The organism is Achromobacter sp. RTa (genome assembly GCF_000757485.1).
Lineage (GTDB): Bacteria > Pseudomonadota > Gammaproteobacteria > Burkholderiales > Burkholderiaceae_B > Achromobacter.
Map to the genome: position 1 here is coordinate 98,662 of NZ_JPYO01000027.1, position 14,108 is coordinate 112,769.

General features: G+C 65.8%; 15 protein-coding genes. 10 read left to right on the top strand and 5 right to left on the bottom strand.

Annotated features, from left to right (window positions below; all coding sequences use genetic code 11):
• Window positions 1-37 precede the first annotated feature (37 nt).
• The 10 genes from JL37_RS08560 to JL37_RS08605 all read left to right on the top strand — a co-directional run bounded on the left by JL37_RS08560 (window position 38) and on the right by JL37_RS08605 (window position 9,930).
• Window positions 38-1,264, top strand: a complete 1,227-nt coding sequence (locus JL37_RS08560) for a polyhydroxyalkanoate depolymerase (RefSeq protein WP_043543341.1) — start codon at window positions 38-40, stop codon at window positions 1,262-1,264.
• 247 nt (window positions 1,265-1,511) lie between these two features.
• Complete coding sequence (gene rsxB / locus JL37_RS08565) at window positions 1,512-2,156, top strand: electron transport complex subunit RsxB (protein ID WP_043543342.1); 645 nt, start codon at window positions 1,512-1,514, stop codon at window positions 2,154-2,156.
• Window positions 2,153-2,788 (top strand): endonuclease III, encoded by a 636-nt coding sequence (gene nth, locus JL37_RS08570; RefSeq protein ID WP_043543343.1) that lies wholly within the window; start codon window positions 2,153-2,155, stop codon window positions 2,786-2,788. The genes rsxB and nth overlap by 4 nt, the downstream gene beginning before the upstream one ends.
• 350 nt (window positions 2,789-3,138) lie before the next feature.
• Complete coding sequence (locus JL37_RS08575; protein WP_043543345.1) at window positions 3,139-3,912, top strand: ABC transporter ATP-binding protein; 774 nt, start codon at window positions 3,139-3,141, stop codon at window positions 3,910-3,912.
• Window positions 3,909-4,619 carry an ABC transporter ATP-binding protein gene (locus JL37_RS08580; RefSeq protein ID WP_043543347.1) on the top strand — a complete coding sequence of 237 codons (711 nt, stop codon included), beginning with the start codon at window positions 3,909-3,911 and terminating at the stop codon, window positions 4,617-4,619. The genes JL37_RS08575 and JL37_RS08580 overlap by 4 nt, the downstream gene beginning before the upstream one ends.
• A 59-nt stretch (window positions 4,620-4,678) precedes the next feature.
• The gene (locus JL37_RS08585; protein ID WP_043543348.1) at window positions 4,679-5,893 is read left to right on the top strand and encodes an ABC transporter substrate-binding protein; all 1,215 of its coding nucleotides are present in this window, start codon (window positions 4,679-4,681) and stop codon (window positions 5,891-5,893) included.
• Between the two features lie 92 nt (window positions 5,894-5,985).
• Entirely contained in the window at window positions 5,986-6,873 is an 888-nt protein-coding gene (locus JL37_RS08590; RefSeq protein ID WP_043543349.1) for a branched-chain amino acid ABC transporter permease, read from the top strand.
• On the top strand, window positions 6,870-7,853 hold the full coding sequence (locus JL37_RS08595) for a branched-chain amino acid ABC transporter permease (protein ID WP_043543351.1): 984 nt from the start codon (window positions 6,870-6,872) through the stop codon (window positions 7,851-7,853). Before JL37_RS08590 ends, JL37_RS08595 begins: the two co-directional genes overlap by 4 nt.
• Window positions 7,854-7,966: 113 nt before the next feature.
• Window positions 7,967-8,992 carry an ABC transporter substrate-binding protein gene (locus tag JL37_RS08600; RefSeq protein ID WP_043543352.1) on the top strand — a complete coding sequence of 342 codons (1,026 nt, stop codon included), beginning with the start codon at window positions 7,967-7,969 and terminating at the stop codon, window positions 8,990-8,992.
• Between the two features lie 92 nt (window positions 8,993-9,084).
• Window positions 9,085-9,930, top strand: a complete 846-nt coding sequence (locus JL37_RS08605; RefSeq protein WP_043543354.1) for a branched-chain amino acid aminotransferase — start codon at window positions 9,085-9,087, stop codon at window positions 9,928-9,930.
• A 23-nt stretch (window positions 9,931-9,953) separates the two neighbouring features.
• Here the strand turns inward: JL37_RS08605 and JL37_RS08610 are convergent, their stop codons facing one another.
• The 5 genes from JL37_RS08610 to JL37_RS08630 form a co-directional block, all read right to left on the bottom strand.
• A complete protein-coding gene (locus JL37_RS08610) occupies window positions 9,954-10,703 on the bottom strand; it encodes an N-acyl homoserine lactonase family protein (protein ID WP_052096990.1) in 750 nt (249 codons plus the stop codon).
• Window positions 10,704-10,768: 65 nt separating this feature from the next.
• Entirely contained in the window at window positions 10,769-11,482 is a 714-nt protein-coding gene (locus JL37_RS08615) for an ABC transporter ATP-binding protein (RefSeq protein ID WP_043543356.1), read from the bottom strand.
• A complete protein-coding gene (locus JL37_RS08620) occupies window positions 11,469-12,251 on the bottom strand; it encodes an ABC transporter ATP-binding protein (protein ID WP_043543357.1) in 783 nt (260 codons plus the stop codon). Before JL37_RS08620 ends, JL37_RS08615 begins: the two co-directional genes overlap by 14 nt.
• The gene (locus JL37_RS08625) at window positions 12,248-13,222 is read right to left on the bottom strand and encodes a branched-chain amino acid ABC transporter permease (protein ID WP_043543358.1); all 975 of its coding nucleotides are present in this window, start codon (window positions 13,220-13,222) and stop codon (window positions 12,248-12,250) included. The genes JL37_RS08620 and JL37_RS08625 overlap by 4 nt, the downstream gene beginning before the upstream one ends.
• A 3-nt stretch (window positions 13,223-13,225) precedes the next feature.
• The gene (locus tag JL37_RS08630; protein WP_043543359.1) at window positions 13,226-14,095 is read right to left on the bottom strand and encodes a branched-chain amino acid ABC transporter permease; all 870 of its coding nucleotides are present in this window, start codon (window positions 14,093-14,095) and stop codon (window positions 13,226-13,228) included.
• Window positions 14,096-14,108 lie beyond the last annotated feature (13 nt).

Below are 14,108 nucleotides of genomic sequence, written 5' to 3' on the forward strand. Positions count from 1 at the left end.
TCGGGACACACGCACGACCCAGAAGGACTTTTCCCAAATGCTGTATCAATTGCACGAAATGCAGCGCGCCTTCCTGACTCCGTTCGCTGCATTTACGGACGCCGGCTCTCAGCTGTTTTCCAGCCCCTACAGCCCTCTCGCCTACACTCCGATCTCACGCCAGATGGCGGCGGGGTACGAGCTGATGACGCGCATCGGCAAGGAATACCAGAAGCCGGCCTGGAATCTCCCCACCACCCAGATCGACGGCAAGGCCGTCCGCGTCACCGAAGCCCTGGTGATGGACAAGCCGTTCTGCCGCCTGGTGCACTTCCATCGCGACATCCGCCACGCGCGCGGCGACGATCCCAAGATCCTGCTGGTCGCCCCCTTGTCAGGCCACCACGCCACCTTGCTGCGCGACACGGTGCGCGCCCTGCTGCCCGCCCATGACGTCTACGTCACCGACTGGATCGACGCCCGCATGGTGCCGCTGTCCGCCGGCCCGTTCCACCTGAACGACTACGTGCGCTACGTGCAGGACTTCATCCGCCACCTGGGCCCGGACGTCCACGTCATGTCCGTCTGCCAGCCCACGGTGCCGGTGCTGGCCGCCGTATCCCTGATGGCCTCGGCGAACGATCCCTGCCAGCCGCGCAGCATGGTGATGATGGGCGGCCCCATCGATCCGCGCCAGTCGCCCACGCAGGTGAACCGCCTGGCCACGACCAAGCCCTATTCGTGGTTCGAAAACCAGGTCATCCATCCGGTTCCGCCGCGCTATCCGGGCTCGGGCCGCAAGGTCTACCCGGGCTTCCTGCAGCACGCCGGGTTCATGGCCATGAATCCGGACCGCCACATGAAGTCGCACTATGACTTCTACCTGGACCTGCTGCGCGGGGACGACAGCGACGCCGAGGCGCATCGCCGCTTCTACGACGAATACAACGCCGTGCTGGACATGCCGGCCGAGTTCTACCTGGACACGATCCGCATGGTGTTCCAGGAGTTCCAGCTGCCCAACGGCACCTGGGAAGTCGAAGGCAAGCTGGTGCGTCCCGCCGACATCAAGAAGGTCGCCCTCTTCACCATCGAGGGCGAACTGGACGATATTTCGGGCCAGGGCCAGACGCGCGCCGCCATCAAGCTGTGCAAGAACATTCCGGCCGAGCGCAAGATGCATTACACGGCGCCCAACTGCGGCCACTACGGGATTTTTTCGGGCCGCCGCTGGCGCGAAATGATCTGTCCTAAAATTGCCGAATTCATCCGGCAATCCGCGTAGGATGGGTGTAGCGCTTGAGTTCTTAAGCAAGAACTCAAGCGTCCACCGCGCGTAACCCATGCTGCCATAGCAGGCTGGTGCCCGGCACTGTGTGCCTAGGCCGCGCGCCACTGCCGCAATAGGCTTGTGGTCCGGCCGGCAGGGCACTGTATGCTTGCCGCCGCATGGGTTGCGCGCGTAGGGCATCCGGGTTCTTGCTTGCAGGATCCCGCGCTACACCCATCCTACGGCTTTCTGTTTTCCTATCATGTCCTGTCGCACCCTTGCCGACCGCATCGATGCCTTGCTGCCCCAGACGCAATGCACCAAGTGCGGATACGACGGCTGCCGGCCTTACGCCGACGCCATCGCCGGCTCCGCCGCCCCGATCAACCGCTGCCCGCCCGGCGGCGAGGAAGGCATCGCCGCATTGGCGGCGCTGCTCGGCGTTCCCGCCCTGCCGTTGGACAGGGCCCGCGGCGAGCCCGGCCCGCTGCTGGTCGCCCGCATCGACGAGTCGCATTGCATCGGCTGTACGCTGTGCATCCAGGCCTGTCCGGTGGACGCCATCGTTGGCGCCAACAAGCATATGCACACCGTGCTGGACGACTGGTGCACCGGCTGCGACCTTTGCGTGGCGCCCTGTCCAGTGGATTGCATCGAGATGGTGCCGGCGGGACGAGCCTGGGCCGCGCAGGACGCCGCCATCAGCCGCGAACGCCATCGCGCCCACCTGGCGCGGGCGGCGCGCCTGGCCGCCGACAACGCGCGGCTGATGGCGCCCGAGGCGCCCGAAGCGCCCGCGGAACCCGCCGCTCCCGCCGCCGACTCCGGCAACGAGGAGCGCAAGCGCTCCGCCATCGAATCCGCGCTGGCTCGCGCCCGGGCCCGTCGCAACGCCACGCAGCCATGAACGCCGCCAAACGCCAAGAAATCTTCGCCCGCCTGCAAGCCGCCAATCCCCACCCGACCACGGAACTGGAATATGACACCCCGTTCCAGCTGCTGATCGCGGTGCTGCTTTCGGCCCAGGCCACCGACAAGTCCGTCAACATCGCCACGCGCAAGTTCTTCCCGGACCATGGCACGCCGCAGGGCCTGCTGGCGCTGGGCGAGGAAGGCCTGGCGGACTACATCAAGACCATCGGGCTCTACCGCACCAAGGCGAAGAACACCATCGCCACCTGCAAGATCCTGCTCGAGCAGCACGGCGGCGAAGTGCCGCAGACCCGCGAGGCGCTGGAAGCCTTGCCCGGCGTGGGCCGCAAGACGGCCAACGTGGTGCTCAACACCGCATTCGGCCAACCCACCATGGCCGTGGACACGCACATCTTCCGCGTCTCCAACCGCACCGGGATCGCGCCGGGCAAGAACGTGCTGGAAGTCGAACGGAAACTCGAAAAGTTCGTGCCTCGCGAATACATGCAGGACGCGCATCACTGGCTGATCCTGCTGGGCCGCTATGTCTGCGTGGCCCGCAAGCCGAAATGCCCCCAGTGCGGCATTTCCGATCTCTGCGAATTCAAGCAGAAAACTCCCGCCTGACTTGCGCGCGCCATGGCGCGCCCCTGCATCGGCGCAGGGAAAACCGGGTTTTCCCTCCCGCAAAAAGTTGTGACGCGTTGATGACGATCAACGCCTAATTGCTGCGTTGCATTTCCATTCTGGAAGTGCATTCTCCCCCTGCCGCGACAGCATTGTCGGCCTGCCGACAATTGGCCTTTCCGCACTGCAAAACCTATGACAAACCCTCATGGAATTTTGATAAATAGGTGCGCATACTCGCCGGCAACTCTTCGGAAAACTGCGATATCCCGCAGGCTTTCCGAACCCCGCGGGGCCTGGCGCAATAACGGCAGGTGCAGACCAATAAATACAACGCTGGTGCAGCGAACATGGACGACACGATCCTGGAGACAAAAGGCCTCACGAAGGAATTCCGCGGTTTCGTCGCGGTCAATGGGGTCGATTTGCGTATCAAGCGAGGCGAGATTCATGCCTTGATCGGGCCTAACGGCGCGGGCAAGACCACATGCTTCAACCTCCTTACCAAGTTTCTATCCCCCACGTCGGGAAGCATCAAGTTCAACGGCATCGACATCACCGGCGAACGGCCCGCGCAGATCGCGCGGCGCGGCATCATCCGTTCGTTCCAGATCTCGGCGGTGTTTCCCCATCTTTCCGTGCTCGAGAACGTGCGCATCGGCCTGCAGCGCAAGACGGGCCTGTCGTTCAAGTTCTGGAGCAGCGACAAACAGCTCGCCTCGCTGAACGAGCCGGCGCGCGCCCTGCTCGACCAGGTGGACCTTGGCGCCTTCGCCAACGAGACCACCGTCAACCTGCCGTACGGCCGCAAGCGCGCGCTCGAGATCGCCACCACGCTGGCGATGGAGCCCGAGCTGATGCTGCTGGACGAACCCACCCAGGGCATGGGCCACGAAGATGTGGATCGCGTCACGCAGCTGATCAAGCGGGTCAGCGCCGGGCGGACCATCCTCATGGTCGAACACAACATGAATGTCGTGTCCTCCATCGCCGACACCATCACCGTGCTGGCGCGCGGTTCGGTGCTGGCCGAAGGATCCTACGCCGAAGTCTCCCGCCATCCGGCAGTGATGCAGGCCTACATGGGCACCACCGAGGGCGAACTTCAAGGAGCACACGCATGAGCACCCCCGCGCTGGAAATTTCGGGCCTGGAGGCCTGGTACGGGGAATCGCATATCCTGCACGGCGTGGACATGCGCGTCGGGCAGGGAGAAGTGGTCACGCTGCTAGGGCGCAACGGCGCCGGGCGCACCACCACGCTGCGGGCCATCCTGGGCCTGACGGGATCGCGCAAGGGCTCGGTACGCATCCACGGCACCGAAGCCATCGACCTGCCCACCTACAAGATCGCCCACCTGGGCGTGGGCTACTGCCCCGAGGAACGCGGCATCTTCGCCAGCCTGTCCTGCGAGGAAAACCTGCTGCTGCCTCCGGTCGTCGGCTCGCTGGGCGGCGGCATGTCGCTGGCCGAGATCTACGACATGTTCCCCAACCTCCAGGAGCGCCGTAACTCGCCCGGCACGCGCCTGTCGGGAGGCGAGCAGCAGATGCTGGCCGTCGCGCGCATCCTGCGCACCGGCGCCAACCTGCTGCTGCTCGACGAGATTTCAGAAGGCCTCGCGCCCGTTATCGTGCAAGCGCTTGCGCGCATGATCACGGCGCTCAAGCAGCGCGGCTACACCATCGTCATGGTGGAACAGAACTTCCGCTTCGCCGCGCCCCTGGCCGATCGCTTCTACGTCATGGAGCACGGCCAGATCGTCGAGCACTTCGAAGCTGCAGAACTTTCAGAAAAACAGGACACGCTCAACGAATTGCTGGGCGTGTAATAGACCTGTCATCCGCCGGGATCCCGGCAACACTACACGTAGGGAAGAGGAGTCATCCCATGAAGCTGCACACCATCACTGCTGCACTGGCCTTGGCGGGCCTGGGATTTGCTGGGGCAACCGCCCACGCGCAAGGTATCTCCGACGATGTCATCCGCATCGGCTTCATCACTGACATGTCGGGCGTGTATTCCGACATCGATGGCAAGGCCGGTCTGGAAGCCGTGCGCATGGCAATCGAAGACGCCGGCGGTTCGATCAACGGCAAGAAGATCGAAATCGTTTCAGCGGACCACCAGAACAAGGCCGACGTGGCATCGGCGCGCGTGCGCGAATGGTTCGACGAGCAGAAGGTGGACGTCATCATCGCCGGCACGAACTCGTCGACCAGCCTGGCCATGGCCGGCGTGGCCGCGGCGAAGAAGAAGCCCTTCATGGCCATCGGCGCGGGCGCGTCCGACCTGACCAACGCCCAATGCTCACCCTACACCGTGCACTACGCCTACGACACCGTGGCGCTGGCGCGCGGCACCGGATCCGCCGTGGTGAAGGACGGTGGCAAGAGCTGGTTCTTCCTGACCGCGGACTACGCCTTCGGCCACGCGCTGGAGCGCGACACGATAGCCGTGGTCAAGGCCGCCGGCGGCGAAGTCAAGGGCCAGGTTCGGGCGCCGCTGGGCGCGTCGGACTTCTCCTCCTTCCTGCTGCAGGCGCAAGCCTCCAAGGCGCAGATCCTGGGCCTGGCCAATGCGGGCGGCGACACCATCAACTCGATCAAGGCCGCCAACGAATTCGGCGTGACCAAGACGATGAAAATGGCCGGCCTGCTGGTCTTCATCAACGATGTGCACGCGCTGGGCCTGCAGGCCACGCAGGGCATGTACCTGACCGACGGCTGGTACTGGGATCAATCCGACGCTTCGCGCGCCTGGTCCAAGAAGTTCGAGGCCAAGGTCGGCCGCAAGCCCTCCATGCTGCAGGCGGGCGACTACTCCGCCACGGCCTTCTATCTGAACGCCATCAAGGCCACCGGCACGGACGACGGCGACGCCGTGATGAAGTGGATGAAGTCGAACAAGGTCAACGACTTCTTCGCCCAGGGCGGCTATGTGCGCGAAGACGGCCGCATGATCCATGACATGTACCTGATGCAAGTGAAGACGCCCGCCGAGTCCAAGGCTCCGTGGGACTACTACAAGGTCGTGGCGACGCTGCCCGGCGACGAGGTCTACACCAAGTTGTCCGAGTCCACCTGCAAGCTGGTCAAAAAGTAATCCAGCCCCCGTGTCCCCGATGCTGCCCGGCCACCCGCCGGGCAGCATCCCGAATCGCCCGCCCCTATCCGTAAGCGCAGGATTTTCACAAGATGACTGACTTTTTCGGCATCCCCATACAGGCCTTGTTCGGCCAGCTATTGCTAGGCCTGGTCAACGGCTCCTTCTACGCCATGCTGTCGCTCGGGCTGGCCGTCATCTTCGGGCTGCTGAACGTTATCAACTTCGCGCACGGCGCGCTCTACATGCTGGGCGCGTTCATCGCATGGATGGGCCTGTCGTACCTCGGGTTGAATTACTGGATCATGCTGATCCTGGCGCCGCTGGTCGTCGGGCTGTTCGGCATCATCATCGAGAAGCTCCTGCTCAAGCACCTGTACAAGCTCGACCATCTGTATGGCCTGCTGCTGACCTTCGGCCTTACGCTGCTCATCGAGGGGCTGTTCCGCAGCTTCTACGGCGTGTCGGGCCAGCCCTATCCCACGCCCGATGCCCTGCGCGGCGCGACCAACCTGGGTTTCATGATCCTGCCGAACTACCGCGGCTGGGTCGTGGCGGCCTCCATCGTGGTGTGCCTGGCCACCTGGTTCGTCATTGAACGCACCCGGCTTGGCGCTCTGCTGCGCGCCGGCACCGAAAATCCGAAACTGGTCGAGGCCTTCGGCGTGAACGTGCCCCGCATGATCACCCTGACCTATGGTTTCGGCGTGGCGCTGGCGGGCTTCGCGGGCGTGCTTGCCGCGCCCGTTCTGCAGATTTCCCCGTTGATGGGCTCCAACCTCATCATCGTCGTGTTCGCGGTCGTCGTGATCGGAGGCATGGGCTCCATCCTGGGCGCCATCGTCACCGGGCTGGGCCTGGGCGTCATCGAAGGCCTGACCAAGGTGTTCTGGCCCGAAGCCTCCAGCACGGTTGTCTTCATCATCATGGCCATCGTTCTGTTGATCCGCCCGGCCGGGCTGTTCGGAAAAGAAAAATGAATCGTCAATTCCTGGGCTATGCGGCGCTGGCCATCGTGGTGGCCATTCTTCCCTTCGTCGGGGTGTATCCGATCTTCGCCATGAAGGTCATGTGTTATGCCCTGTTCGCCTGCGCGTTCAACCTGCTGCTGGGCTTCACCGGGCTCCTGTCGTTCGGCCATGCGGCCTTCCTGGGCAGCGCGGCGTATGCGGCCGGGCACGCCATGAAGGTCTGGGGCTTCCCCACCGAGATCGGCCTGCTGTTCGGGGTGGCCGTGGCGGCCTTGCTGGGCCTGGCCATGGGCGCGCTCGCCATCCGCCGCAGCGGCATCTACTTCGCCATGATCACCCTGGCGCTGGCGCAGATGGTGTTCTTCTTCTTCCTGCAGGCCCATTTCACGGGCGGCGAAGACGGGCTGCAAAGCGTGCCGCGCGGCTCCCTGCTGGGCCTGGTCGATCTGTCCAAGGACCTGAATCTCTACTACGTGGTGATGGGCATTTTCATCCTGGGCTATTTCATCATCTGGCGCACGGTGCACTCGCCCTTCGGACAGGTGCTGCAGGCCCTGCGCGAGAACGAACCGCGCGCCATCTCGCTGGGCTATGACGTCGAGCGCTTCAAGCTGCTCGCCTTCGTGCTGTCAGCCGCCATCGCCGGGCTGGCCGGCGCCACCAAGACGCTGGTCTTCGTTTCCGCCACGCTGTCGGACGCCACGTGGCAAATGTCGGGCCTGGTGATCCTCATGACGTTGATCGGCGGCCTGGGCACCTTGACCGGCCCCATCCTGGGCGCCTTCATCGTGGTGCTGCTCGAAAACAAGGTGGGCGACTTCGGCCAGATGCTGGCCAGCGTGACGGGCGTGGACTGGTTCCTGCGCCTGGGCGAATCCGTCACGATCGTCATCGGCCTGATCTTCGTGATCTGCGTGCTGGCGTTCCGCCGCGGCATCGTAGGCGAAATCGGTGCGTTCATGAACCGCAGGCGCGCGGCGCGCGCCTAGGAAGGCCCGCGCGCAATGCCCGACGGGGCCGCAGCTTGCGGCCCCGTTTGCATTTCCGCCCCGCTTCGCCGGCCCCGTACAATGGAACGACCCAACCAGACAGGTGCCTGACCATGCGCAACTTGCACATCGCCTCCGCCTTTTGCGCCCTGGCGTTGGCCGCGGCAATGCCGTCCGCCGCGACCGCGCAAACCTCCCCCTCCTCTCCTCCCGTCTGCGAAATCGACCGCCCCGTCCGATTCAGCGGGCTGAACTGGGAATCCAACCTGGTGCTGGCCGGCATCGAACGCTACGTGCTCGAGCATGGCTATGGCTGCAAGACCTCGGTCGAGATCGGCGAGACGCTGCCCATGCTGGCCGCGCTGCAGCGCGGAGACGTGGACGTCACTCCCGAAGTCTGGCCCGGACAGATCGAAGGCGCATGGAAGAAGGCGCTGGCCAGCGGCCGGGTGCTGGGCGTGGGCCACGTCTACGACGCCGGCGAAGGCTGGTACGTGCCCCGCTACACCGCGGAGCGCCATCCCGGCCTGAAGGCCGCATCCGACCTGGCGCGCTTCAAGGACGTATTCGCCGACCCCGAGGATCCTGGCCGAGGCCGCATCTACGGCTGCCCCGCCGGATGGGCCTGCGGCACTCTGAACGAGAACCTGCTGCGCGCCCTGGGCCTGGACCGGGACTACTCGCTGTTCGCGCCCGGTTCGGGCGCCGCGCAGAAAGCCGCCATCGTCTCCGCGTACAAACGCAAGCGCGACATCGTCTTCTATTACTGGACCCCCACCTCGCTCGTGGGCGCGCTGGACCTGGTCAAGCTGGAGCTGCCCCCCTTCGACCAGCAGGCCTACACCTGCATGACAGACCCTAAGTGCGCCCACCCCGTGGCTACCGAGTTCAAGCCCAACCCGGTGGTGACCGGCCTGAACGCCGGTTTCGCCAAGGACGCGCCGCGGTTGGCCGAGTTCTTCACCAAGCTGGCCGTGCCGGAGGACGCCATCGACGCGACACTGGGCTGGCTGGAGAACGAAGGCAAGGAGCCCGAGGACGCCGCCCGCTATTTCCTCAGGCAGTACGGCGAAGTCTGGCGGCAGTGGATGCCCGCCGATACCGCGGCCCGCGTACAGGCGGCGCTTGCCAAGGAATGAGGCGGGCGCGGCCGCTGCCCGCCCCTGGCTCATGTATCCTGGCGTTTCGGCGCGGCTGACGCGCCACCCCATACAAGCGAAGGAAGACAACCATGGACGCCCTGTACTGGCACGACGGTCGCTGGACCACTGAAAACCCCAAACTGCTCGGCCCCGCCGACCACGCCTTCTGGATGGCCAGCATGGTCTTCGACGGCGCCCGCGCCTTCCGTGGGCTGACGCCCGACCTGGACCTGCACTGCCAGCGTGTGGTGCGCTCCGCCGAGAAGATGCTGATGAAGCCCCAGATCGGCTGGGAGGAGATCCAGTCGCTGTGCCTGCAGGCCGTCGCCAAATTCCCGCCGGGCACCGAGCTCTACATCAAGCCCATGTTCTACTGCGCCGACGGCTTCCTGCTGCCCGACGCCGACAAGACGCAATTCGTGCTGCACGTGTTCAAGGTCCCGATGCCCGGCGACCAGGGCTTTTCGGCCTGCTTCTCCAGCTTCGCGCGGTCCTGGCCCAACATGGCGCCGACCGACGCCAAGGCTTCCTGCCTGTATCCCAACGGCCAGCGGGCCATCCGCGAAGCGGCCGAGAAAGGCTTCGACAACGCCATCATGCTGGACGGCGCCGGCAACATCGCCGAATTCGCCACCAGCAACCTCTGGATAGCCAAGGACGGTGTGGTGTCCACGCCCGCCGACAACGGCACCTTCCTGAACGGGATCACCCGCCGCCGCGTGCTGGCCCTGCTGAAGGCCGACGGCGTCGACGTGCAGGAACGCAGCCTTACCCGCGCCGACATCGAGGCCGCGGACGAAGTCTTCTCGTCCGGCAACTATGGCAAGGTCGTGCACGTGAACCGCGTCGAGGACCGCGCGCTGGAATACGGCCCGATGGCGCGCCGCGCGCACAAGCTGTACATGGATTACGCGGAAAGCACCGGCCGCCGCTGATCCGGCCCGCTGCCGCTCCGGGATCAGGTTTCCCGGGGCGGCAGGTGCAGCATCGCCACATGCGCAGAATCGCGCCAGAGCGGATAGCGCGCCAGCACTTCCGGATCGTGCCCGGGCACGACGTGCTCCTCGGATTGCGCCGCGCCGACCAGCCGGGCGTATCCGGAAATCATCTCGGCCGTGTTGTATACGATGGGAAACGGACGGCCCGCCCCCATGTTCTCGTAATAGTGGCTGGCGTCCGAGGCCAGCACCACCCATCCTCTCGCCGTCAGCACGCGCACGGCCTGCAGGCCCTTGGTGTGGCCGCCGATCTTCAGCAATTCGATGCCCGGCAAAAGCACTGAATCCCCATCGTGGAACACGACCCGGTCTTCGTAGACCCGGGTGACCAGCGTAACCACGTCCTCGACCGCATAGGCATGCCGCAGCGGTTCGAAGCACATGCAGCGCCCCGTGGCGTACTCCATCTCGGCATCCTGCACGTGAAAGCGCGCCCGCGGCAGGCGATCGAGATTGCCCGCATGGTCGTAGTGCAGATGCGTCAGCACCACGTGCTGCACGTCCTCGGGGCGCACGCCCAAAGGCGCCAGCGCTTCGATCGGGCATTGGATCAGCTCGCGGCTGCGCCTGCGCGCCATGTCGGCATTGAACCCGGTATCGACCAGGACAATGCCTTCTGCGCCGCGCAACAGCCATACGAAGAAGTCCATCGGCATATCGCCGTCATGCGGATCTCCGCCGAGAAAGTTGTCGCGCCGCCGCCGCGGCATCCGCGCATAGCGGATGGCATAGACCTCGTATCCGGGCGCTGCCCCCGGTTTTCCATCAGTCAAAGTCAAACTCCCAGATAGGCTTTCTGCACGAAGGGATCCGCCAGCAGATCGGCCCCGGTGCCGCTGCGCACCACCTCGCCATGCTCGAACGCGTATGCCTGGTGGGCCAGACGCAGAGCAAGCCGCGCATTCTGCTCCACCAGCACGATGGCGATCCCACTGTCGCGGTTGATGCGTTCGATCGCCCCGGCGATCTCGGCGACGATCTTCGGCGCAATGCCGAGCGAGGGTTCATCGAGCATCAGCAGGCGCGGCTGCGCCATCATCGCGCGCCCGATGGCGACCATCTGCTGCTCGCCTCCCGACAGCGACCCCGCCAGCTGGGCCCGGCGTTCGTGGACCCGCGGAAACAGCGCATAGATCTCGTCCAGCCGGCTGCGCACGCCCGAACGCGAACGCACCGCATGCGCCCCGGCCAGCAGGTTGTCCCGCACCGTCATGCGGCCGAACAGCCGGCGCCCCTCGGGAGAGAGCGACAATCCGCCGGCCACGCGGGCGGCGGATCCCTGGCTGGCGATATCCCGCCCGTCCAGCAGTATCCTGCCGGCCGCCACCGGCGCCAGCCCGATCAGCGCCTTCAAGGTGGAACTCTTGCCCGCGCCGTTGGAGCCGACCAGGGCCACGATCTGGCCCTGCTCCACGGAGAAGCTGACGCCACGGACGGCCTCCAGCCGGCCATAGCGCACATTCAGGTCCTGGACGTCAAGCATGGGCATAGTCGGGCGCTCCCAGATAGGCTTCGATGACCGCGGGGTTTTCGCGTATGGCCTGCGGCTCGCCCTCGGCGATTTTCTCCCCCTGCACCAGGACGACGATGCGATGACACAACTCCATGACCAGCGCCATGTGGTGCTCCACCAGCAGCATCGTCAGGCCCTCCTCCGATTGCAATCTGCGCAGCAGCCGGCCCAGCTCGTTGCATTCCTCGTGGTTCAGCCCGGCGGCCGGTTCGTCCAGCAGCAGCATCCGGGGACGGCAGGCAAGCGCCACCGCGATTCCCAGCTTTTTCTGCAGGCCATAGGCCAGGGACCCCGCCGGCGAGTCGCGCCAGGCCTGGAGGTCCAGCAGGCCCAACAGGCGATCCACCTCCTGCGAGACCTGCGCGTCGCCGAGCAGATCGTGGCTGCGCCCGGCAAGCCGGCGCAGCCACGAATGCCGGATGCGCGACAGCATGCCGCGCCGGATGTTTTCGGCGACCGTGGCCTCCGGATAGGTCGAGGTGGACTGGAACGTGCGCGCCAGGCCCCGCACCACCACGCGGCTGGGGGGGCCTCCCGAGATATCGTGGCCGTCGAAGCGCACCCGGCCGGCGCTGGGCGGCATGGTGCCGCTGATGACGTTGAACGCCGTGGTCTTGCCCGCTCCGTTCGGGCCGATCAGCCCGACGATCTCGCCTTCGGCGACCGAGAAGCTCAAGCCGCGCAAGGCTGCCAGGCCGCCGAAACTGCGGGACAGGCCCTCGACCTGCAATAGGGACTGATTCATAGGGACTCCTTGCCGCGGCGGGCTTGCCAGGGACCCGGGAGGCCCGCCAGGCCCGCCGGCAGGAAGCGCAGGATGAGGATCAGCGCGGCGCCGTAGAAAATGTGCTGGGTCTGCACCGCGCCCCGGAACAGCTCCGGCAGCGGCGTGAGCACCATCGCGCCGACCAGCCCTCCCCACACCGAACGCCGTCCGCCGATGACGAGCATGATGATGAAACCGATGGAAATGCTGGCGTTGAACGACTCCGGCGACACATAGCCCACGTAGCGCGCCTGCAGCGCGCCTCCCGCCGCGGCCAGCGCGCAGCCGGCCACGAACGCGCACAGCTGGATGCGGCGCACGCTCAGCCCGGTCGATTCCGCCAGCGCCGGATTCTCGGCCACCGCATCGATCGCGTGGCCGAAGGGCCGCCGCGCCAGCGCGGACAGCAACGCGACGGAACCCAGCGCGACGGCCAGCGCCAGTCCATAAAAACTGGCCCGCGAGTCGAATACCCACCCAGCCAGCGAGGCGGGTTCGATTCCCGCGATGCCATTGGCTCCGCCGGACCAGGACGCGCCGTCGAGGAGAATCAGCCTGAGAAGCTCGCCGAACGCGAACGTGACCAGCACGAAGTACACGCCTTTCAAGCGCAGGATCACCGCGCCCAGCGCCAGCGCGACCAACGCCGTCAACACGATGCCTACCAGCGCCGCTGGCAGGAACTCCAAGCCCAGATGCCGTCCCGCCAGCACCGAACCATAGGCGCCCACGGCGACGAAGGCGGCGTGCCCCAGCGACAGCTGGCCGCAACGCGCGATCAGCGCCAGGCCATTGACGATCAGCACGTTGAGGCAGGTGAGCACCGCCAGGTGCTGGACGAAGGGCCCGGCGAACCAGGGCGCCGCCGCGGTCGCGGCAAGCAAGGCCCAGAGCAGCCAGCGCAACGGCGCGGTTCGCGCCGGGCTGGATTCAAGCGAAAGTACGGTCATGGCCTAGGCCTCCCCCCGGCCCAGCAAGCCCTTGGGCCGCACGACCAGCATCACGATCACAATGGCGAAAATCAGCATGTCCGCCGTGCTGCTTTCAAACATCAGGCTGCCGTAGCTCTCGGCCAGCCCGAGCGCCAGTCCCGCTACGGCCGCGCCGGGAATGCTGCCCAGCCCGCCCAGGATCACGACGATGAATGCCTTGAGCAGCGGCGTGGCGCCCACGAACGGAGATACGGAGAACAGCGGCGCCATCAAGGCGCCGGCGACGGCGGCGAGCCCGACGCCCAAGCCGAATCCCAGCGGGTAGTAGATGCGGGAACGGATTCCCTGTATGGCCGCGATCTCGAAATCCTCCACCACCGCCCTCAGCGCGCGGCCGGGGCGGGAAAAGCGCAGGAATCCGTAAAGCAGGGCCAAGGCCAGCAAGGCGAACACCACCACGTAGATACGCGACAGGGGAATGACGACCTTCCCCAACCGCGCGGTGCCCTGGGCCACCGCCGGCATGGACAGCGGATCGGGGCCGAAGAACATCAGGGCGACGTTCTGCAGGATCATCGCCAGACCGATGGTCGCGATCATTCCGTTGAGTTCGTCCCGCCGGAATGGCTTGAGCACTCCCCATTCCAGGACGGCGCCGCCGGCCACGGCCAGCGCGAAGGTCAAGGCCACCGCCGGCAGAAAGGACAGGCCGGCCTGGGTCGTCAGGAAATAGGCGCCGAAGGCCCCGAGCATGTAGAACTCGCCATGCGCGAAGTTCACCATCCTCATCACGCCGAAGACCAGCGTGAACCCCACCGCCATCAGCAGGTACAACAGGCCCACGATCAAGCCGTTGATCGTGGCCTGCGCTGTCAGAATGCTCCAATCCACGTCGCCCCCTCGC